Source organism: Burkholderia sp. NFPP32 (assembly GCF_900119325.1).
GTDB lineage: Bacteria > Pseudomonadota > Gammaproteobacteria > Burkholderiales > Burkholderiaceae > Burkholderia > Burkholderia pyrrocinia_C.
Map to the genome: position 1 here is coordinate 41600 of NZ_FPJP01000011.1, position 21333 is coordinate 62932.

Genomic DNA, 21333 nt, shown 5'->3' on the forward strand with positions numbered 1-21333 from the left:
CATTCCATTTCTGCCTTCTCACGCGAACATGACGGACAGCAAGCTAGACCGGATCGACCTGCGCATTCTTTCCCAGTTGCAGAAGCGCGGGCGCATGACCAACGTCGAACTGGCCGATGCGGTCGGGCTGTCGCCGAGCCCGTGCCTGATCCGCGTGAAGCGGCTCGAAAAAGCCGGCTACATCGCCGGGTACGGCGCGCACATCCAGCTCGAGAAGCTCGGCGACGTGCAGGTGGTGTTTACCGAGGTCACGCTCGCCGACCACCGGCGCGAGGACTTCGACCGGTTCGTCGCGGCGATCCGCGATGTCGACGAGATCGTCGAGTGCCATCTCGCGAGCGGCGGCTACGACTATCTGCTCAAGTTCGTCACGCGCAGCGTGAGCCACTACCAGACGATCGTCGAAGGGCTGCTCGAGCAGAACATCGGCATCGAGAAGTATTTCAGCTACGTGATCATCAAGTCGCCGTTCGTCAAGCGGCACTACCCGCTCGAATCGCTGTTCGGCGAACGGCACTGACGAGCGGCGGGCGGCGGCCACGCCGTACGCCCGTCGACGCGACGCGCCCGCCTGCCGCCGTCGAGCCGCCCTCATCCAAGGATCTGACATGTCACTTACCCTCTCCCGCACCGAACTCGTTCGCAGTGCAAACCTGATCGACGGCGCGTGGCGCGACGCGCTCGACGGCCGTCGCTTCACGATCACCGATCCGGCGACGCTCGAACGCGTGGCCGACGTGCCCGACAGCGGTGCGGCCGACGCACGTGCCGCGACCGACGCGGCCGTGCGCGCGCTGCCCGCGTGGCGCGCGACGCCGGCCCGCGAACGCGCGGCGGTCCTGCGCGCATGGCATGCGGCGATCGTCGCGCACACCGACGATCTCGCGAAACTGATGTCGCGCGAACAGGGCAAGCCGCTCGCCGAAGCGCGCGGCGAAGTCGCGTATGGCGCGTCGTATGTGCTGTGGTTTGCCGAGGAAGCGACCCGCACCTACGGCGACCTGATTCCGCAACAGCAGCGCGGCAAGCGGCTGAGTGCGGTCAAGGAGCCGATCGGCGTCGTCGCCGCGATCACGCCGTGGAATTTCCCGCTCGCGATGATCGCGCGCAAGATCGCGCCCGCGCTCGCGGCCGGCTGCACGGTCGTCGCGAAGCCGGCCGAGGACACGCCGCTCACGGCACTCGCGCTGGCGTTCCTCGCGCAGGAAGCCGGCGTGCCGCCCGGCGTGCTGAACGTGATCGCCGCATCGCGCGAGCACGGCATCGACGCGGTGGCCGACTGGCTCGCCGACGGCCGCGTGCGCAAGATCACGTTTACGGGATCGACACCCGTCGGCAAGCTGCTCGCACGCGAATCGGCCGCGACGCTCAAGAAGCTGTCGCTCGAGCTCGGCGGCAATGCGCCGTTCATCGTGTTCGACGATGCCGAGCTCGACGCCGCCGTCGACGGACTGATGGCCGCCAAGTTCCGCAACGGCGGCCAGACATGCGTGTCGCCGAACCGCGTGTACGTGCAGGCCCGAATCTACGACGCCTTCGCCGCGAAGCTCGCCGCGCGGGTCGGCGCGTTGAAAGTTGCCCCGGCAACCGACCCTGCCGCGCAGATCGGCCCGATGATCAACGCGCGCGCGGTCGACAAGATCGCGCGCCATGTCGACGATGCGCTCGAGCGCGGCGCCCGCGTGCTGACGGGCGGCAGGCGCCTGCCCGAACTGGGACCGAACTATTACGCGCCGACCGTGCTCGCCGATGCGGCCGCCGGCATGCAGCTCGGTTGCGAGGAGACGTTCGGGCCGGTCGCCGCGCTGTTTCCGTTCGATACCGAGGATGAAGCCGTCGGCGCCGCGAACGACACGCCGTTCGGGCTCGCCGCGTATTTCTACACGCAGGACGTCCGGCGCATCGCACGCGTGTCGGCGCGGCTCGAAACGGGCATCGTCGGCATCAACGAAGGTGCGCTCGCGAGCGAGGCCGCGCCGTTCGGCGGCGTGAAGGAATCGGGCTACGGCCGCGAAGGTTCGCGCTACGGCCTCGACGACTACCTGTCGATCAAGTACCTGTGCCAGGGCGGGCTCGACTGATCGCGCACGGCCCGACACGACGCGCTTCGTCGACCTGGGCAACCCTACCGGGCTCGAACATTTCCCGGACGCCGGCACCGTGATCGGCCGGTCGAACGAGGTTCCCGTCGTGACGCCGTATCCCGACTGCGTGCTCGTGATGCCGTCGCTGCGGCAATTGCGGCCCGGCGTCACCGTCGTCCGGCTCGGGCGGCTCGTCGACGAATCCGCAGCGCCCGTCTGACGGATCGGCTTCAACCCGACCGGCGCGGCGGCCGCACACGTTTGCGGCAACGCCGCGCCGATTCGCTTCGCATGCAGACCTCCATTTCCTCGCATACCTGCCGTTAACCCGGATTTCAGCGCAGCCTCGGTCATCGCACCTGGCTTCCCCCACGAGCGCGAGCATGTCCGCATCCACTTCCATCGAGAAAATCGCCGACTGGGCGGGACGAAACCATCTTGTCGTCGGCGCGCTCGGCACACTGATGTCGCTCGCCGCGCTGAGCATCAGCGCGATGACGCTGTGGGCCATGAGAAGCGGCGTCGTCGAGCACGCGCACGAGACTTCGCGCAACGTCGCCGCCGTGCTGGTCAGCGAGATCGCGCGGACCGTCGAAACGTCCAACAACGCACTGAGCGCACTCGCATCCGATCTCGGCAAGCCGGAAGTCAGGCACATGGACGCCGGGCTTCGGCACGATCTGCTGTTCCAGCGCGCGGCCGCGCAATACGTGACCGGCATGGGCGTGACAGACCAGAACGGCCGCCTGATCGACGGGTGTTGCGGGCCGACTCACCATTGGGACTTCGGCGATCGCGACTACTTCAAGGTCCATCGCGACGCGGCGAACGTCGGCCTTTACGTATCGGAGGCCTATCGCGCGCGCTCGCGCAACGGCACGAAGTCCATCGCGCTGTCCCGGCGCGTCGAACGGCCGGACCACACATTCAACGGGATCGCGGTTGTCGCCATCGACCTCGCGTACTTCGATCAGTTGCTTGCCCGATTGAACGTCGGGCCGAACGGCATCAGCGCGATCCTGCGCACGGACGGCACCATCCTGGCCAGAAATCCGCCGCTGAGCGACCACCAGATGGTCCGCCTAAGCCGATCGAAGGTCTTCGATCGCATGCTGAACCAGGAATCAGGGTTCTATGCGGCCTACTCGCGCATCGACGGAACCTTGCGGCTCTATACGTTCCAGCGGGTGCCCGGCACCCCGCTGATTGCCGTCGTCGCCCCTGCCGAGCGCGACGTGCTGGCCGGCTTCACGCGCATGTCATGGTCGGTCGGCGTGTCGGCCTCGTTCATCTGCGCGCTCTTCTGCGCGGTCGTCTGGCTGCTCGCATTCGCATTGCGGGACAATCTTCGCAAGCAGACGTTGCTGACCGATCTCACCCGCACCGATCCGCTGACGGGCCTGCACAACCGCCGCGCGCTCGACGTCGCGCTGGCCGACGAATGGAAGCGACTCCAGCGCAGCAATGAAGGCAGCCTGTCGGTGCTGTTCATCGATGCCGACCACTTCAAGCAGTACAACGACAGATACGGGCATGCGCAGGGTGACACGGCACTGAGATTCCTGTCCGAATGCATCCGGACTCACACGCGGCGGCGCGCCGACATCGCCGCGCGCTACGGCGGCGAAGAGTTCGTCGCGGTGCTGCCGGATACGGATGAAAGCGGCGCCGCGAAGGTCGCCGAGGCCATTCGCGCCGAAGTGGAACGCAACCAGCTCGCCGGATTCGCCGAGACGGTTCCGGCTTTTACGGTGAGCATCGGATACGCGACCGGGCATCGCGCACGCCCGGCGTCCATCGACGCGCTCACGCATCAGGCAGACCTCGCGCTGTATACGGCGAAGCGTCACGGTAGAAACCGCGTGTGCCGCGGCGACACGGGATCGTTTGCGCAATCGGCGTGAGGGCCGTTGCGGTCGACCGCGGGCGCTTTTTCCTTTCGGCGTCCGTCTCGCCCGGTAATGCAGCACACCGATCGCCGGCCGCGCGATCGTACCGCTGCCGCCATTCACCGGTTCCGGCAATCCGGCGGCTTCGCGTCCGGAACGTGACACCTGCCGTTCCGGGCTTTCGGGCCCGCGTCGATCGACGACCTCATGGTTTTCCGGACGGATGGCGTCAATTTCGTGACGGCATCGCTTCCGAAATCACGCACTCGATAACGTCTGAAGTAAAAAACCTCTCGCGAGAACGCTCTAAATAGTGCGTTCTTGACCATTTCGAAGTTTCTCAACCCGCAAACGATTGCGTTCTTCAAGCCCCCTAAATCCTTCTTTAACCAATCCGATAATAAGGAACGCTACCCAATATCGACACAACGGATCCTGAATGATGCATAACAAACAGTTGATGGTTCGCACGAAACTCACCCTTACGTTTGGCTTCCTGACGTGCGTGGTGCTGCTCGTTTCGTTCCTCGGCATCGTATCGCTCAGCAACGCGAACGCGGTATTCGCGAATTATGTCAATGGCATCAACGCTCGCGCGGAACTGGCAGCCAAGGTACGCGTCGCCGTCGATCGGCGCGCCATCGCGGCGCGCAACCTGGTGCTCGTGACGACGCCACGCGACCTGGAGATCGAGAAGGAAGCAGCGCTGCAGGCCGACCGCGACGTCAGCGCACGAATCGCCGCACTCAAGAACGCCGTAGGTGAAGGCACCGACGCGACCGACAAGGCACGCGAGCTGGTGCGGCAGATCGACCAGATCGAGACAAGGTACGGCCCGGTGGCACGGGCCATCGTCGACGCCGCGCTGAACAACCGGCGCGATCAGGCCGTCACGATGATGAACGAACAATGCCGACCGCTTCTGGCGCAGCTGGTCGACGCATCGCAGGCCTATATCGTGTACACGCGCGAACGCGCCGTGCAGATGGTGCAAGAGTCGGAAGACCGCTATGCGTCGCGACGGGTGCTGCTCATCGTCATCTGCCTCGCCGCCGTCGCGGGCGCGGTGGCGGCGGGCGTCATCATCGTGCGAGGGCTGACCCGCTCGCTCGGCACTGAGCCGGCCACGCTCAGCGACATCGCGCAGCGCATCGCCGGCGGCGACCTCGCCGCCGGGTCCGCCACCGTCGACGCGCCGCGCGGCAGCGTGCTGGCCTCCATGCGCGAAATGCAGGCCAATCTGGTGCGCCTGATTTCGCAGGTCCGCATCGCGTCCGGCAACGTCGCGACGGGCGCGAGCGAAATCGCGTCCGGCAACCAGGATCTGTCGTCGCGCACGGAACAGCAGGCCGCGTCGCTGCAGGAGACCGCATCCAGCATGGAAGAATTGACGTCCACCGTGCGACTGAACGCCGACAATGCGCAGCAGGCAAGCTCGCTGGCCAATAACGCATCGGAAGTCGCGCAGCGCGGCAGCACCGTGGTCGGCCTGGTGGTCGAAACGATGACGGACATCAGCGACAGCTCGTCGAAAATCGCCGAGATCACCGGGATGATCGAAGGGATCGCGTTCCAGACGAACATCCTCGCGCTCAATGCGGCCGTGGAAGCGGCACGCGCGGGTGAACAAGGCCGCGGTTTCGCGGTCGTGGCCAGCGAAGTGAGAAGTCTCGCGCAACGTTCATCGACCGCCGCGAAGGAAATTCGGCAGTTGATCACGCAATCGGTCCAGAAGATCCAGGACGGCTCGCGTCTCGCGCACAATGCGGGCGACACCATGGGCCAGGTGACGCAGGCGGTGGCGCGCGTGACGGACATCATGGGCGAGATCGCGGCGGCATCGAGCGAGCAGAGCCGCGGCATCGAGCAGGTCAACCTGGCCATCACGCAAATGGATGAAGTCACGCAACAGAATGCGGCGCTCGTCGAAGAGGCCGCCGCCGCATCGAAGTCGCTCGAGGAACAGGGAAATCAGCTTGCCGAGTCGGTATCCCTGTTCCGGCTGGAGGCGAGCGCATCGCACGCGTAGCCGCGTCGGCGCGTCGGCGCGTCGCACCGTTGCTGACACACACTTTGCTTCCGACACCCGTCCCGTTTAGGAAAACAGACTAAACATCATTCCCCGAAAGCGGGACGCGCTCGATCGCGCCGAATGACGTGAAGCGGTTTCGTAACCGTCGCGTCACGATCGGCCACCACAATGCTCCGTCTTCTACCCTCAGGATGGAGTTTGCATGCTTGCGTCACCGAGCCGTCTCCCGCTGCACGTCGCAGCGCTGTCGACCGCGATCCTACTGGCTGCCTGCGGCGGCGGCGACGATGTCGTCGCAACGAGCTCGACGGACGCCGCGGTCCCGGCACCGCCGGCCGACCCCGGCTTCGTCGACAGCGCGCCCGTTCCGAGCGTGCCCGCGTTCGTCGACAACGTCGCGACCAACCAGCGCGGCGACGCCCGTTATGCAACGCTGTCGACCAACGCCGCCGTGCGCGTGGTGAGCCGCTTCCTCGACCTGTGGCAGCCGTCGACGATGCTCGTCGATGCCGGCGTGACCGCGCCGGCCAACGGCGCGTTTCCCGCCATCTCGCCTTCCCCCTGCACGGGGCTGCCCGGCAACGGCACGCCGTGCGGCACGAGCCTGAACGACGCGGTGCTGTCGGCGAACGTGCAATACGTGGTCAACGCGACGACCGCGCGCACGCCGCAGCAAGCCGACGCCGCCTATTACGACGACCGGCGCGGCAAGGGCTACAGCGTGACGGACGGCATGGGCCCGCTCACCGCGGCATGGCGCACCGCGGCCCAGCAGACGACCAGCATCACCAGCGTGCCGACCGATGCCACGACCGTGCTGTATAACGACACCGGCAACAACGTCGGCGTCGGCAGCAGCGGCAACGCGAGTTTCGGGAAAGTCGTCGACCTGCTCAACGAGATGGGCAACAACGCGTCGACCGAACCCGCGAAGCGCTTCTACAAGTATGCACGGCCGTATCGCTGGAGCTCGAGCGTCGTCGTCGCGCCGACACTCGTGCCCGCGGAAAGCGCGACGCCGGCGACCGACGGCGGCTTCATCAGCGGCCACCAGGCCGAAGCGATGCGCGATGCCGTGACGATGGCGTGGCTCGTGCCCGAGCGCTTCCAGGAAATGGTCGGCCGCGGCCTCGAGCTCGGCGAGAACCGGATCCTCGCCGGCATGCACTCGCCGCTCGACGTGATCGGCGGCCGCATGCTCGCGCTGGCCGTCAGCGCTGCCAACCTCGCCGCGTACGCGAGCGACGCGCAGGCCGCGTACGGCCAGGCGCACCAGACGCTGCAGCAGCTCACCGGCACGACCGATGCGACCTTCCCGGCATTCGCGCGCTCGGGCACGACGGCGACCGACCGGTTCGCCGACTACGCGACGAACAAGGCGGCGTTCACGCGCCGCATGACGTACGGCTTCGGCGCGATCGACGCGACCGGCGCGCCGCCGGTCGTGCCGAAGGGCGCGGAGATCCTGCTGCAGACGCGCTTCCCGTACCTGGGCGCGGACCAGCGGCGCGTCGTGCTGAAGACCACCGAACTGCCGTCCGGCTACCCGGTGATGGACGATGCGGAAGGCTGGGGCCGGCTGAACCTGTTCGCCGCCGCCGACGGCTACGGCGCGTTCAACGGCAACGTGACCGTCGCGATGGATGCGTCGAAGGGCGGCCTCAACGCCGCCGACCTGTGGCGCAACGACATCGCGGGCGCCGGCAAGCTGACGCTGCAAGGCAGCGGCACGCTGACGCTGGCGGGCAACAACAGCTATACGGGCGGCACGCAGGTCAGCGGCGGCACGCTCGCCGCCACTTCCACGATGGCGTTCGGCAACGGCGACGTGTATGTCGGCTCCGGCGGCGGCATCCGGATCGCGGCCGGCGCGCCCGTCACGATCGCGACCCGCTACACGCAGCTCGACAACACGACGCTCGAACTCGACATCGACGGCAACGGCGGCGGACGCCTGCGCGTGGGCGGTGCGTTCACCGTCGCGGGCGGCACGCTGCACGTGAAGTTCGTGAACGGTTATGCGCCGAAAGCCGGCGACACCATCGCACTGATCGAAGCGGCAGCAGGCGCCGCGAAGTTCTCGACGGTGACGGTCGACGGCTTCAAGGCGACGCCGGTCTATACGGCGACGGGTGTGTCGATCACGCTGTCGGCGTCATAACCGGCGCAGGCATCGATCCGCGCGACGGCGCCGGCCGCCGGTTCGCGCATCAGGGTTTGCATCGCGGGTTTTCCTTCGCAGCCCGATTGCGCGGGCGGCCGCACGCCGCCGCGAGTCGCGACTCGCGAATGGCGGATCAGCATTCGACGAGCGCCTTCACGACGTCATGCGCCGCCGCGCGCGGCGTCGATCCGGTAGAAGCGGCGCGCGTTGCCGCCGAACAGGTCGGCAAGCGCCGCGGAGCCGAGCAACTGCGCGCAGTCGTCCTCGCACGCGGCCAGCCAGTCGCCGTAGCCGCCGCACGCCGACGCGACACGCAGCACCGGCCAGTCGCTGCCCCACATCAGTCGCGCCGGCCCGAACAGGTCGGTCAGCGCATGCACATAAGGCCGCGTGCGCGCTCGCACGGCGTCCGGGCCGGCCGACGGCCCGGCCTCGGTCCACAGGCCGGACAGCTTGCAGTGAAGATTCGGCAGGCTCGCGAGGCCGCGCATCGCCGACAGCCACGGCTGCAGCTCGCCGCGTTCGATGAACGGCTTCGCGCCGTGGTCGATCACGATCTGCAGATCCGGGTGGCGCTGCGCGAACGCATGCAGCGCATCGAGATGGCGCGGCATCACCAGCGCATCGAAACGCAGCGCATGCTCGAGCATCGCGGCGACCGCGCGATCGAGCACCGGATCGTCGATCCACGCATCGTCGGGCAGATCCTGCAGCATCGGGCGCAACCCGCGCGCCTTCGGCGCCGACGCGAAGGCCGCGATCCGCGCCGGCGCGTCGGCGGCCTTCAGGTCGACCCAGCCGACCACCGCGCCGACCGTGGGGGTGTCGTCCGCGAGATCGAGCAGGAAGCGCGTGTCGGCGTCGCTCGGCAGCGATTGCACGAGCACGGTGCGGTCGATGCGCGCCGCGTCGAGCAGCGGCGCCAGATCGGCCGGACCGAAATCGCGGTGAATCGCATCGAGTTCGGCCGGCGGCCAGCAGCCGGCCCGCGCGCCGATCCGCCAGTAGTGCTGATGTGCGTCGACGCGTGCCGTCATGCGCGCGCTCCCGGCACCGGCGCGTGCGCCGCGATCAGCCCTTCGTCGCGCAGCGCGGCCCACAGTTCGGCCGGCACCGGGCGCTCGAACCATGCGATGTTCTGTTGCAGCTGGGCCACGCTGCGCGCGCCGACCACGCACGACACGACCGCCGGATGGCCGAACGGAAACTGCAGAGCGGCAGCGGGCAGCGGGACGTCGAAGCGCTTGCACAGCACGCCGAGCCGCGTGGCCTTGTCGATCACGTCGGCGCTTGCGTCCGCATAGTTGAACTTGCCGTTGCCGGCCAGCACACCGGAATTGAACACGCCGCCGACCACGATGCCCGTCCCCGCACGGCCGCACGCGTCGAGCAACGGTTCGAGCGCCGTCTGTTCGAGCAGCGTGTAGCGGCCGGCCAGCAGCACGGCATCGAGCGCCGCTTCGTTCAGCGCAGCGGCGGCGACTTCCCATTCGTTCACGGCGAGACCGAACCCGCCGATCTCGCCGCCCGCACGCAGCATGTCCAGCGCACGAAACCCGCCGCCGCGGGTCAGCTGTTCCCAATAGTGCGCGTGACGATCGCCGTGCGTCATCGCGCCGATGTCGTGCACGTACAGGATGTCGATCCGCGCGAGCCCGAGCCGCTGCCGGCTGTCGTCGTGCGACCGCATGATGCCGTCGTAGCTGTAGTCGTAGACCGGCCGGAACGGCAGCGGCTCGGCCCAGCCGTCATCGCCCGGGCGCACGCTCGCGTCGGCGCGCATCAAGCGCCCGACCTTCGTGCTGAGCGTGAACGCGCCGCGCTCGCGCGGCGCGAGCCCCGCACCCACGCGCCGCTCGGACAGCGTGTAGCCGTAATACGGCGCCGTGTCGAAGTAGCGCAGGCCGGCGGCCCACGCGGCGTCGACGAGCGAGCCGGCGTCGGCGGCCGACATCGGGCGATAAAGGCCGCCGAGCTGCGAGCAGCCGAGGCCGAGCGCGGACACCGTCAGCCCGCTGCGCGGCAATGCGCGCGTATCGTTTGCGTTCATGATTCGTGACAGGGTGCGGGAAAGAAGCATGGCCGGCAGCCGCCGCCCGCGCTCGGGCGGCTTGCGCGGCCGCTCAGTACAGGACGTTCCTGGCCGCCTCCGAATCGAGGTTCTGCTTGTCGACCATCACGACGCCGGTATCGATCAGCTTCGGCGCCGGCTTGCGTTCGACGACGTCGAGCGCCGTGCGCACGCCCTGGTTCCCCATCTGCCACGAGCCCTGCACGGCGATCACCTGCACCGTGCCGTCGCGCACGAAGCCCTGCAGATCCTCGTTGCCGTCGAACCCGATCGCCACCACCTTGCCCGCCTTGCCCGACTGCTTCAGCGCCCGGCCCATCCCGACCGCGGTCGGCTCGTTCGCGCCGAAGATGCCCTTCAGGTCGGGGTTCGCCGACAGCACGTCGGTCGTCTGGTTCAGCGCGTTCGCCATTTGCGACTGCGAGTAGTACGGGCCGACGATCTGCAGCTTCGAATGGCTCGCGATGTACTTGCGGAACCCGCCGACGCGGCTGACTTCGGAGCCCGCGCCCGGCACGTACGACATGATCGCGATCTTGCCGGACTGCCCGACGCGGTCGATCAGCGCCTTCGCGCACAGCGCGCCCGCCTTCTCGTTGTCGGTCGACAGGAATGCCTGGTAATACGGCTTGCCGGTGTCCGAGATCGCCGAGTCGATCAGCACGACCGGAATGTGCGCTTCCCACGCCTTCTTGATCGCGGGCACGAGTGCATCGGGATCGGACGGTGCGAGCACGATGCCCGCCACATGACGCGTGACCGCGTTGTCGACCATGTTGACCTGCCCGCTGATGTCGGACTCGGCCGCGGGCCCCTGGAACGTCATCGTGTAGCCCTTGGCGCCGTCGAGCGCCGCCTTCGCGCCTTTCTGCACGTTCTGCCAGTAGTTCGAGTTGACCGTCTTGACGATCACGGCGATCTCGCCGCCCGCCGCGTACGCACCGCTGTTGCATGCCGCGAACAGGCATGCCGATGCTGCCAGCAGGATGGATTTGTTCATGTCTCGCTCCGCTTCTCGTTGGTGGGAACTGCTGCCGGTCAGGGCCGGCGATTGCGCAACTGGTCGATCCAGACCGTGCCCAGGATCACGACGCCGATGATGATCTGCTGGATGAAGCTCGATACGCCGTTCATGTTCAGGCCGTTGCGCAGCACGCCGATCACGAACGCGCCGATCGCCGTGCCGGAAATCGTCCCGACACCGCCCATCAGCGACGTGCCGCCGATCACCGAACTGGCGATGGCGTCGAGTTCGTACATGACGCCCTCGTTCGGCTGCCCGGTGACGAGCCGCGACATCAGCACGCAGCCGGTCACGCCGGCGAGCGCGCCGGACAGCACGTAGGTGAAGAGCTTCACGCCCTGTACGTTCACGCCCGACAGCCGGGCCGCCTCCGCGTTCGACCCGACCGCATGGATATGGCGGCCGAGCGACGTTCTCGACAGCAGCACGGAAACCACGACGAACAGCACGACCATGATCACGACCGGATACGGAATGCCGGGAAACGTCGTGTCGGGGAACCCGTCCGCGCCAATGCGCGAGATGCGCAGCAGCGCGCCGTTGCCCAGCGCGCCGAACGCGTCGCCGAGATCCGATACCGGCCGTGCGCCCGTGATCTGGAGCGCGATGCCGCGTGCGACGAGCATCATGCCGAGCGTCGCGATGAACGGCGGCAGGCCCATGCGCGTCACGCACATGCCGTTGACGAACCCGCACAGCGCGCCGACCAGGATCCCGGCCGCCATGGCCGCCGGCACCGGCACGCCCGCCTTGACCAGCAGCGCGGACGAGACGCCGGCCAGCGCGAGCACCGAGCCGACCGACAGGTCGATGCCGCCGGTGATGATCACGCAGGTGGCGGCCACGCCGAGATAGGCGATGGAGGTCACCTGCAGGCCGACGGTCATCAGGTTGTCGACCGAGAAAAACGCCGCGCTCGATACGGAAAACGCGAACACGAGCACGACCAGGCTGCCCAGCGCAGCGAACTTCTGGATGAGGTCGCGCCGCCGCTGTCGCGCCGCCCGTTCGTCGGCCTGGCTTCGATCCGATGTCATTTCAAGCATGGGAACGCCCCGACGCATAGTGCATGATCTCCTCCTGACTGGTGTGTTGGGTGTCGAGAAACGCGGTCAATCGACCTTCGTGAAAAACGGCGATCCGGTCGGTCATGCCGAGCAGCTCCGGCAGCTCCGAACTGATCAGCACCACGCCGACGCCGTCGGCGGCGAGCCGGTCCATCAGCCCGTAGATCGCGAATTTCGCGCCCACGTCGATGCCGCGCGTCGGCTCGTCGAAGAACAGGATCTTCGAGCCGCGGTACAGCCATTTGCCGATGACGACCTTCTGCTGGTTGCCGCCGGACAGATTGCGCACGACCTGCTGCACCGATGGCGTGCGAATCGCGAGGTCCTGCACGTAGCGCCGCGCCACGTCGAGCTCGTCGTCGAAGCGCAGGAAGCCCAGGCGCGATGCGATGCCGCGCACGTTCGCGAGCGTGAGGTTCGCCGCGACGGGCATCGGCAGCGCGAGCCCCTCCTTCTTGCGGTCCTCCGACAGATACGCGATGCCGTGGTGGATCGCCTCGCGCGGCGAGCGGATCGTCACGGGCCGGCCGTGCAGCTCGATCGTGCCGCCGTCCGGGCGGTCCGCGCCGAAGATCGCGCGCGCGACTTCGGTGCGCCCGGCGCCCATCAGTCCGGCAAAACCCAGGATCTCGCCCTTGCGAAGCGTGAACGAAACCGGCCCGAACACGCCTTCGCGGCGCAGTTCCCGCACGTCGAGCAGCACCTCGTCGGTCGGCGTCGATTGCCGCGACGGATACGCGTCGTCGAGCGTCCGCCCGACCATGCGCGCGACGATGTCGTCGATGCTCACGTCGGCGAAATCGTCCGTCGAGATGTGGCGCCCGTCGCGCAGCACGGTCACGCGATCGACGATCTGCGCCATTTCGTCGAGCCGGTGCGAGATGTACAGGATCGCCACGCCGTCGGCACGCAATTCCTCGATGATGCGAAAGAGCTGCACCGTTTCCGACTCCGTCAGCGACGACGTGGGCTCGTCCATGATCAGCACGCACGCGTCGTGCGACAGCGCCTTCGCGATTTCGACCATCTGTTGCTGCGCGATCGACAGCACGCCGACCTTCGTCGTCGGTGCGACGTTCAGGCCGATCCGCGCGATGCAGCGTGCCGCATCCGCATTGAGCCGTTTCGTGTCGACGAACGGCCCGCGCCGCGGCTCGCGCGCGAGGTACAGGTTCTCCGCCACGCTCAGGTGCGGCACGAGATTGAGTTCCTGGTGGATGATCGCGATGCCGGCCGCCTGCGCTTCGGAGGCCGAACGAAACCGCACCGGCGCGCCGCGATAGTGGACGACGCCCTCGTCGGGCAGGTACTGACCGCTGATGATCTTCATCAGCGTGGACTTGCCCGCGCCGTTTTCGCCGCACACCGCATGCACCTCGCCGCGGCGCAGGTCGAGGCGAATCCCGTCGAGCGCGAGGACGCCCGGGAAGCGCTTGCGAATCCCCTCCAGGCGCAGGATCTCCCGGTCCGCTTCGCCCGGTGCGGCCTGACCGGGCAGATTGCGAGGCATTGCCATTGCGTCTCCTAGGGAAGGGCCGACCTCGCTTTCGCCTGGTCAGTCCAATTTCGATGAATTACATCAATCCAGCCACTTTTGGTCAAGCCAATTTATATATCCACATCCGATCTTACCAATGGTGAAAACCCGCACATCCGCACGAACGGGCTGCCGTCCGGGGCGACACGACGAGCGTGATAGACTTTGCGACGCGCGCTTGCGCGGAAAGTGCATTGACCAAGATCCATCGGATGAAATCGACAGAACCCAAGCGGCTTTACCAATCGGTCGCGGCCCAGATCGTCGCGTTGATTCGCCAGGGCGAATTCGCGGTCGGCGAACGCCTGCCGCCCGAGCGCGAGCTGGCGCTGACGCTCGGCGTATCGCGTCCGTCGCTTCGCGAGGCGCTGATCGCGCTGGAAATCGGCGGCCAGATCGAGATCCGGATGGGCTCCGGCGTTTATGTGCGCGACACGGCGGCCGACGGCGTCGGCACGATGGGCACGCTCGGCGACAGCCCGTCGGAACTGATGCAGGCACGCGCGGCCATCGAAGGCAGCGTCGCCGCGCTGGCCGCGGCGCGGATGACGGCCGCGATGCTCGATCGCCTGCGCCGCACGGTGCAGCGCATGAAGCGGCTCGCGGAGGCCGGCAAATCGCCCGTCGAAGCCGACCGGCAGTTCCATATGCTGATTGCGGAAGCCGCCGGCAATTCGGTGCTCACCCGCTTCGTCGGCGAGCTGTTCGACAGCCGCCACGACCCGATCGCCGCGGCCATGCGCGGCCACGCGGAGAATCCTCAGACCTGGACCGCCGCCGTGCGGGAGCACGAGGACGTGCTCCACGCGCTGCAGGCCGGCGACCCGATCGCGGCCCAGACGGCCATCCGCGCGCATCTTCGCGCGTCCGAAGCGCGATGGATCGACGGTGGCCTGAAATCGGACCCTGATTGACCGGCACACGGGCGCCTTTCGCGCGCCCTGCGCGGCCGGTCCCGCTGCGCGAACGGCTGACCTGCACGAACGTCGCGCCCAGCGCCGCCCAGTACGCACGATCGTCGTCGCTCAGGCACGCCTGCGGATCGCATTGCCAGCCGACGATCGAGAACCACGGGCCCAGCACGTCGTCGAGCTTGCGGCGCACGCCGTCGGCCGTTTCGACGTCGGGCTGCGCGATCATCCCGCCGACCGCATCGCCCAGCGCCCCCGGCAGCACGACGCCCCGCGTATAGCTCGGCATCGGCTTGAAACGCATCCGCAGGATGTAGTCCTTCAGGCCCGGCGCATACCGCGCGAGCCCGAGGAAACGATCGATTCGATCCTCGTTTACCCGATTCATATCCGAATTTTCCGGGAAAACCTCTTGTCTCCCGGCTCGCCACGCCTCGCGTAGGTTTTACGAAATTCCCTCAATTCGGGATTCATCGACATGGATGGTCATACGAGCGCCGACGGCCGACGCCCCGTTGCCGGCCGCTTCGCATCCCGCTCGGCAACACCACCAACTTACGATTGCAAATGCCTCTCATTTTCATTAAATTCCGGCGCGAATGTACTGTTTCGAACACAGCCGTCGGCGCGAGGCCATCCGCCATGCCCGGACGCAGACCACATCAAAGGACGGGGTATGAGCAGGAAGAACTGGGCGGCCGCACCGATGGCCATCGTCGTCGGCACGGCCGGCCTGGGCGCCGCCGATGCGCAGGAGTTGTCGCTGCCCGCCATCGAGGTCTCGGGGCAGCGCACGACCGCGCCGTTTCGCGCGCCTGAATCGACGAGCGCGACGCGCACCGAGACGGACGTGATGGAAATCCCGTTCGCGGTCAGCAGCGTCGACGCGAAACTGGCCCAGACCGTCGCCGCCACGCGCGGCGAAGACCTGTACGACTGGGTCGCGGGCGTCGCGCGGCAGAACAACTTCGGCGGGCTGTGGGACAACTACGCGGTGCGCGGGTTTGCCGGCGACGGCAACACGTCCGGCACCGACTACCTCGTCAACGGCTTCTCGTGGAACCGCGGGATCAGCGTGCCGCGCGACACCGCCAACCTCGAGCGCATGGAAGTGCTCAAGGGGCCCGCGTCCGCGCTGTACGGCCGCGGCGATCCGGGCGGGCTCATCAGCTACACCACGAAGCAGCCGCAGTTCGCGCGCTCGAACACCATCGGCGTGTCGGCCGGCAGCTACGGCGCGTTGCGCGAGACGCTCGATTCGACCGGGCCCGTCACGAAATCGCTCGCGTACCGCTTCGTCGCGATGAACGAGAACAACGGCAGCTTCCGCGATACGGTGTCGAGCAAACGCTACCTGTTCGCGCCGTCGTTCACGTGGGACATCGGCGCGGACACGACGCTCCACTACGAGTTCGAAAGCGTGCGCCAGCGCGCGCCGCTCGATCGCGGCGTGGTCGCGGTCAACGGGCAGCTCGGCGCGATTCCGGCATCGCGCTTCCTCGGCGAGCCGCGCGACGGCGACTACGACGTGCGCAACACGGGCCACCAGTTCACGCTCGAGCACCGTGTCGATGCGAACTGGTCGATCAATGCCGGCTTCGCGCAGCGCGACACCGACCTGTCCGGTCGCTCGTCCGAAGCGTTCGCGCTGCAGCCGGACGGGCGCACGCTGTGGCGCCGCTACCGGCAAGTCGCGTTTCACTCGAACGACCTGCAAGGCCGCATCGAAACGACCGGCAAGTTCCGCACCGGCGGCATCGGCCACACGCTCGTGATGGGCGTCGATGCGTATCGCTTCAACTACGACCAGTTCGTCGCGCGCTCGACGCCGAGCGCCGCCGCGCCGTATGCGATCGACATCTTCGATCCGGTCTACGGCCAGCCGGCACCCGCGCTGCGCACCGCGACCAGCCTGCTCGAGCGCGACGACGGGCAAGGTGCCTATGCGCAGGACACGCTGGCGTTCGGGCCGCACTGGAAAATCCTCGCCGGGCTGCGCTGGGATCGCTTCCACCAGTCGGTCGAGAACCGCCTGAAGGGTGTGACGAGCAGCCAGCTGCAGACCGCGTTGAGTCCGCGCATCGGCGTCGTATACGAAATGAGCCCCGCGCTGTCGCTGTATGCGAACACCGCATATTCGTTCCGGCCGAACAACGGCGCCGATGCCAACGGCCGCGCGTTCGACCCGGAGAAGGGGCACGGCTACGAAGCCGGCGCGAAATGGGCCGGCACGCGCTGGCTCGCGACGGTCGCGGCGTTCTACGTCAACAAGCGCAACGTGCTGACCGCCGATCCGGCGAATGCCGGCTTCTCGCGCGCAGCCGGCGAGGTGCGCAGCCGCGGCGTCGAATTCGAATGGAACGGCGACCTGGGCCACGGCTTGCGCGGCATCGTCAACCTTGCGTACGTCGATGCCGAGGTCACGCGCGATGCCGTGCTGACGCCCGGTGCGCGCCTCGTCGACATTCCGAAGCTGAGCGGCAGCGCGCTGCTCATGTACGAAACCGCGCTGCCGTTCGCGGACAAGGCCGGCATCGGCACGGGCTTGATCTATGTCGGGCGCCGCGCCGGCAACACCGCGAACACGCAGGACGGCTTCGAGCTGCCGGCCTATGCGACCGTGCAGCTGAACGGCTATGTGCAGGTCGACAAGCACCTGCGCGCGTCGGTCGTGTTGAACAACCTGTTCAATCGCACCACCTACGTCAGCTCGTACAACAGCCTGTGGGTCACGCCGGGCGCGCCGCGCAGCCTGTTCGCGTCGCTCTCCTACTCGTTTTAGTCGAAGCGGTCGCCTGGCGTGCGTCGCGCGTCAGGCGCCGAGTGCAGGCATGCGCGAGCCGTACAGCACCAGATTCGCCAGGTTCGCGATCGGCAGCACGAAGCGCGCCGCGTTGGCCACGAACACGCAGATGTACAGCAGCGGCATCGGGTCGGCCTTCGCGCGGCGTGCACACGCGACGAAGGCCGGATAACCGAACTGCCGCTCGGGGACGCCGCCCAGCGCGGGACAGAGCACCACCCCGGCCCCTGCCCGTTACATTCGGGAAAGGCGGATGAAAGACCGAAACAATAGACTGCCATCGCATGCATTCGCACCGATCGCGTCAGGCCGCCGCCGCGCATTCCGCTTACGCATCGCAAAACAATCATTACCACCGAGGGCCTCATGCGCCATCTGTCGATCCGACCGCTATTTGCAGCGTTGTTCACCGTGGCCGCGCTTTTCGGCGCCACGCCACCTTCGCGCGCATGCGAGGTACCTACCCCCGTGCGGACGATCGATCCACCCGGCTACTACGACGACGCCGCCGGCTATGCGCGCGCCGTGAAGCCCATGCGCGATTTCGTGTCGAAGCTCAACACGGCCGCGAGCCACGGCGACTGGTCGTGCGCATTGACGCTTCTCGACAGCTGGGCGCGATCGGACGCGCTGATGGGCCATATCTCCGGTTATCAGGGCTATTACGAGCGCTCGTGGGCCGGCACGGATTTCGCAATGGTGATCCTGCGCGTGCCGCGCGGCTTGCGCGAAGCGAACCGCGCGCAATTCGACGCGATCGATCCGTGGCTCGAACGCATCGCGATCGCCACCCGCGATGCGGAAGCGATCAACCACCTGCACAACAATCTCGTGTACTGGGCGGGGCTCGACCTGATCGCGATCGGCACCGTCACCGGCAATGCGAGCCTGATCGATTCGGGCCTGCTGCGGGTCCGCGAAGGAATTCGCGACATCGGCCCGGACGGTTCGCTCGCGCGCGAAGTCAAGCGCGGCGACCGCGCGCTCCACTATCACACCTTTGCGCTGCTGCCGCTCGTGTTCGCGGCGGAACTCGTGCAACGGCGCAATATCGACCTCTATCGCGAAAACGACGGCGCGATCGGCCGCCTCGCAAATCTCGTGATCGACGCGGTGGACAATCCCGCGAGCTTCACGAAAATCACGCCGGTCAAGCAGGACCTGTTCCCGTGGACGTTCCGTGACGAACTGAGCTGGGTCGAGCCGTACTACGCGCGCTTCGGCGATCGCCGCCTGCCCGCAATCATCGCGCCGCGCCGCCCGTTCGACGAATGGCGGCTTGGCGGCGACGTGACGGCGGCGTGGGGCGTGCCGCTGCCGTAGGTCCCGGGCGCTCTCGCAGAGCGCGCCCCCGGCGCGACGCCGGGCGTGTCGTGCCCCTGATCGCACCTGCTCTCCCGGCATTGACCCGGCTGGTCGGGGTGCACGGTGCACGAGCGCCGTCATAACCAGACGGTAAACTGCGTTCCCGTCGCGAGACTGCTCACCGTCAACCGCCAGTTGTGCGCCGACGCAATTTCCTTGCATATCGCCAACCCAAGGCCCGCGCCGTCGTGCCTGGTATCGGGCGCGCGCCAGAATCGCTTGAACAGAAACGGAAGATGATCCTTCGGGATGCCGCGGCCTTCGTCGCGAACCTCGATCGAGGCGTCGTCGATCGTCAACGACACGATGCTGTTGGCGGGCGACGCATGGATCGCGTTTTCGACGATATTCTTGAGCAGGATGAACAGTGCGCCCTTGTCCGCCCAGATCGGCGGCGATGCGCGACGCTCCTCGATCCGCAGCGTCACCTGCTTTCCATCTGCCTGACGGGCCAGATACTCGACGACATCCTGCATGACATCGATGGTGCGGACTTCGCCGAAATCGAAATTCTGCGCCTCGCTGACTTCGGCAAGATGCAGTAGCTGCCGAACCTGTCGTGACATCAGATCGATTTCGCGAAACAGCAGGTCTTTTCCTGTGATCTCCGGCTGCAACTCGATCTGGCCGCGGATCAACGTCAGCGGCGTGCGAAGTTCATGCGCGGCAGCCGCAAGAAATTCCTGCTGGACCCTGAAACCGTTCTCCAGCCGTTCAAGCGCGTCGTTGAATGCGTTGATCAACGGCTTGATCTCGCTCGGAACGCCACTGGCCGAAAGGCGCGTCTTGAGCCGGTGCGGCGTTATCCGCGCGGCCGCCCCGGACGCATCTCGCAACGGCTTGAGCACCCGATAGATCGTAAGCGGCAGCACCAGGCCGGAAATAATGAATATAACGAAGAAAATGACCTTGACCGTGGCCGGAATCGACTTGACTTTCGAACCGACCAGCGCGTTCAGGAAACGTTCGCTGGTTGCGGTCTGCACATAGAACACGGAGCGCCCCCGCAGAACCCGCCGCGTCGCGACGAAGAACAGCTTTCCGTCGATATTCAGGTAAGCTATCTTTCCGACGGCTGCAGCCGGATCGTCTACCGGCCATTGACCGGCTGTCTTTGCTCCGATCGACGCAAGCAGGACTCGACCTTGCCCATCCAGCACACGGTATTTGAGTTCCGCGGGCACGAGATCGAACCCGCCCCCTTCGTCACGATCGGGAAGATCGACGGAATAGGGGCGATCGGCTTCGTTGAACCTGAGTCCATTGATTACCCTGTCGACGTTCTCCGTCAGCTCGTGGTAACCCAGCGTCTGCTCCGGATAGCGGTCGAATACGTAGATAACCAGACCGGCGATCGCCGTCAGGCTGATTGCAAGGGCAACGACCGTCGTCGCCCACAGTCGCGCCGACAGACTTCGAATCCAGTGATTGAGCATGACGTCCCCATATTGGAACGGGTGTGGAATGCCGTAGCCGAGCGAAGCGCCGCTCACCGAGCATCTTTGTCGGATGCGCCGCCGGGCGAAGCGATCCGTCCAATCCTTCCGCTCACACGCACGAGCCTGCCACTCGCGTCCGGGCAGAGCGCACCCTCGTGCACGTATCGTCCTCGTCACCCCTCACGCATCGCGTCTCGTCCCACCCCAAGACGCCTCCGGCGAGCGTGCTCGAGTGTGGAACGCTCCGCTACCGTTGCGGCGGCCCGGAGACTTCCTCGACGGCGAATCCCACGCCGCGAAGGTTCGTCAGGCGTGTCCTTGTGTCGATCGACGCCAGTTTTTTACGCAACCGGTGCACGGTCACTTCCAGTGCATTCGGTGTTACGGCGTCGGCAAGCCCCCAGGCGGCATGCTCGAGCGCCGCATGCCGCACCGTTCGGCCGGCCGCTTCGATCAGGCAAAGCATGATCTGCAGTTCAGCGGGCGCAAGCTGAACCGACCGCGCGCCGCAGCGCATCTCACGTTGCAGCGGATCCACTGCAATGTCCGCGAATGACGCGACAAGCGCGGTCAGCGCCGCTGGCCGACGCATCAGCGTGCGCACCCGCGCAACCAGCTCGCTCATTTCAAACGGCTTGGTCACGTAGTCGTCCGCGCCGCTTTCGAGCCCGTCGACACGATCGTGCAAAGCATCGCGCGCCGTCAGCATGAGGCATGGCGTCATCCGACCGGCCGCGCGCAACGCGCGCAGAAAGGACAGCCCGTCGCCGTCCGGAAGGCTACGATCGATGATCAACACCGCGTAGTCGAGCTGGCGCACGCCGTAGGTCGCTCCGGAGATGTTGCGAAACTGATCGGCTTCGATGCCCACTCGCATGAGGGCCTGGCTCACCATGTCGGCAAGGCGTGCATGGTCCTCGACAATCGCAACTCGCGACATGACGTTG

The 21333-nt window shown here is 66.9% G+C and carries 16 protein-coding genes and 2 pseudogenes; 9 read left to right on the plus strand and 9 right to left on the minus strand.

The features are described from left to right. The first annotated feature begins 28 nt into the window (after positions 1 to 28). The 6 genes and pseudogenes from BT264_RS20720 (at position 29) to BT264_RS20740 (ending at position 8166) form a co-directional block, all read left to right on the plus strand. Entirely contained in the window at positions 29 to 520 is a 492-nt protein-coding gene (locus tag BT264_RS20720) for an Lrp/AsnC family transcriptional regulator (protein WP_034182400.1), read from the plus strand. A gap of 88 nt (positions 521 to 608) precedes the next feature. Beyond that, the gene (locus BT264_RS20725; protein ID WP_072440587.1) at positions 609 to 2081 is read left to right on the plus strand and encodes an NAD-dependent succinate-semialdehyde dehydrogenase; all 1473 of its coding nucleotides are present in this window, start codon (positions 609 to 611) and stop codon (positions 2079 to 2081) included. Positions 2082 to 2127: 46 nt separating this feature from the next. Continuing rightward, positions 2128 to 2304, plus strand: a pseudogene (locus tag BT264_RS38465) (succinylglutamate desuccinylase); the annotation flags it as partial. A gap of 163 nt (positions 2305 to 2467) precedes the next feature. Then, positions 2468 to 3988 carry a sensor domain-containing diguanylate cyclase gene (locus tag BT264_RS20730; protein ID WP_072440585.1) on the plus strand — a complete coding sequence of 507 codons (1521 nt, stop codon included), beginning with the start codon at positions 2468 to 2470 and terminating at the stop codon, positions 3986 to 3988. A 427-nt stretch (positions 3989 to 4415) separates the two neighbouring features. Beyond that, entirely contained in the window at positions 4416 to 6002 is a 1587-nt protein-coding gene (locus tag BT264_RS20735) for a methyl-accepting chemotaxis protein (protein WP_072440663.1), read from the plus strand. A gap of 205 nt (positions 6003 to 6207) precedes the next feature. Further along, positions 6208 to 8166 (plus strand): autotransporter-associated beta strand repeat-containing protein, encoded by a 1959-nt coding sequence (locus BT264_RS20740; RefSeq protein ID WP_072440583.1) that lies wholly within the window; start codon positions 6208 to 6210, stop codon positions 8164 to 8166. A gap of 164 nt (positions 8167 to 8330) precedes the next feature. Here BT264_RS20740 and BT264_RS20745 read toward each other — a convergent pair whose 3' ends face one another. The 5 genes from BT264_RS20745 to BT264_RS20765 all read right to left on the minus strand — a co-directional run bounded on the left by BT264_RS20745 (position 8331) and on the right by BT264_RS20765 (position 13847). Beyond that, the gene (locus BT264_RS20745) at positions 8331 to 9206 is read right to left on the minus strand and encodes an amidohydrolase family protein (RefSeq protein WP_072440579.1); all 876 of its coding nucleotides are present in this window, start codon (positions 9204 to 9206) and stop codon (positions 8331 to 8333) included. Beyond that, the gene (locus BT264_RS20750; RefSeq protein WP_072440577.1) at positions 9203 to 10219 is read right to left on the minus strand and encodes an aldo/keto reductase; all 1017 of its coding nucleotides are present in this window, start codon (positions 10217 to 10219) and stop codon (positions 9203 to 9205) included. The genes BT264_RS20745 and BT264_RS20750 overlap by 4 nt, the downstream gene beginning before the upstream one ends. 73 nt (positions 10220 to 10292) lie before the next feature. Then, the gene (locus BT264_RS20755; protein ID WP_072440575.1) at positions 10293 to 11240 is read right to left on the minus strand and encodes an ABC transporter substrate-binding protein; all 948 of its coding nucleotides are present in this window, start codon (positions 11238 to 11240) and stop codon (positions 10293 to 10295) included. Positions 11241 to 11278: 38 nt separating this feature from the next. Further along, entirely contained in the window at positions 11279 to 12310 is a 1032-nt protein-coding gene (locus tag BT264_RS20760; RefSeq protein WP_072440573.1) for an ABC transporter permease, read from the minus strand. Next, complete coding sequence (locus BT264_RS20765; RefSeq protein WP_072440571.1) at positions 12303 to 13847, minus strand: sugar ABC transporter ATP-binding protein; 1545 nt, start codon at positions 13845 to 13847, stop codon at positions 12303 to 12305. Before BT264_RS20765 ends, BT264_RS20760 begins: the two co-directional genes overlap by 8 nt. A gap of 233 nt (positions 13848 to 14080) precedes the next feature. Between BT264_RS20765 and BT264_RS20770 the strand changes: the two genes are divergently transcribed. Then, positions 14081 to 14782, plus strand: coding sequence for a FadR/GntR family transcriptional regulator (locus BT264_RS20770; RefSeq protein ID WP_072440568.1), 702 nt, complete (start codon positions 14081 to 14083; stop codon positions 14780 to 14782). Positions 14783 to 14792: 10 nt separating this feature from the next. Here the strand turns inward: BT264_RS20770 and BT264_RS40535 are convergent. Continuing rightward, positions 14793 to 15140, minus strand: a pseudogene (locus tag BT264_RS40535) (3-(3-hydroxyphenyl)propionate hydroxylase); the annotation flags it as partial. A 315-nt stretch (positions 15141 to 15455) separates the two neighbouring features. Here BT264_RS40535 and BT264_RS20780 point away from each other — a divergent pair. Beyond that, positions 15456 to 17561 carry a TonB-dependent siderophore receptor gene (locus BT264_RS20780; protein WP_072440566.1) on the plus strand — a complete coding sequence of 702 codons (2106 nt, stop codon included), beginning with the start codon at positions 15456 to 15458 and terminating at the stop codon, positions 17559 to 17561. A 30-nt stretch (positions 17562 to 17591) separates the two neighbouring features. Here BT264_RS20780 and BT264_RS20785 read toward each other — a convergent pair whose 3' ends face one another. Continuing rightward, positions 17592 to 17801 (minus strand): hypothetical protein, encoded by a 210-nt coding sequence (locus tag BT264_RS20785; RefSeq protein WP_072440564.1) that lies wholly within the window; start codon positions 17799 to 17801, stop codon positions 17592 to 17594. Positions 17802 to 17948: 147 nt separating this feature from the next. Here BT264_RS20785 and BT264_RS20790 point away from each other — a divergent pair, with 147 nt between their 5' ends. Beyond that, positions 17949 to 18905, plus strand: a complete 957-nt coding sequence (locus tag BT264_RS20790; protein ID WP_072440562.1) for a mannuronate-specific alginate lyase — start codon at positions 17949 to 17951, stop codon at positions 18903 to 18905. 119 nt (positions 18906 to 19024) lie between these two features. Here BT264_RS20790 and BT264_RS20795 read toward each other — a convergent pair whose 3' ends face one another. After that, positions 19025 to 20440, minus strand: a complete 1416-nt coding sequence (locus BT264_RS20795) for a sensor histidine kinase (RefSeq protein ID WP_309146464.1) — start codon at positions 20438 to 20440, stop codon at positions 19025 to 19027. A gap of 193 nt (positions 20441 to 20633) precedes the next feature. Beyond that, positions 20634 to 21326, minus strand: coding sequence for a response regulator transcription factor (locus BT264_RS20800; protein WP_072440558.1), 693 nt, complete (start codon positions 21324 to 21326; stop codon positions 20634 to 20636). Positions 21327 to 21333 lie beyond the last annotated feature (7 nt).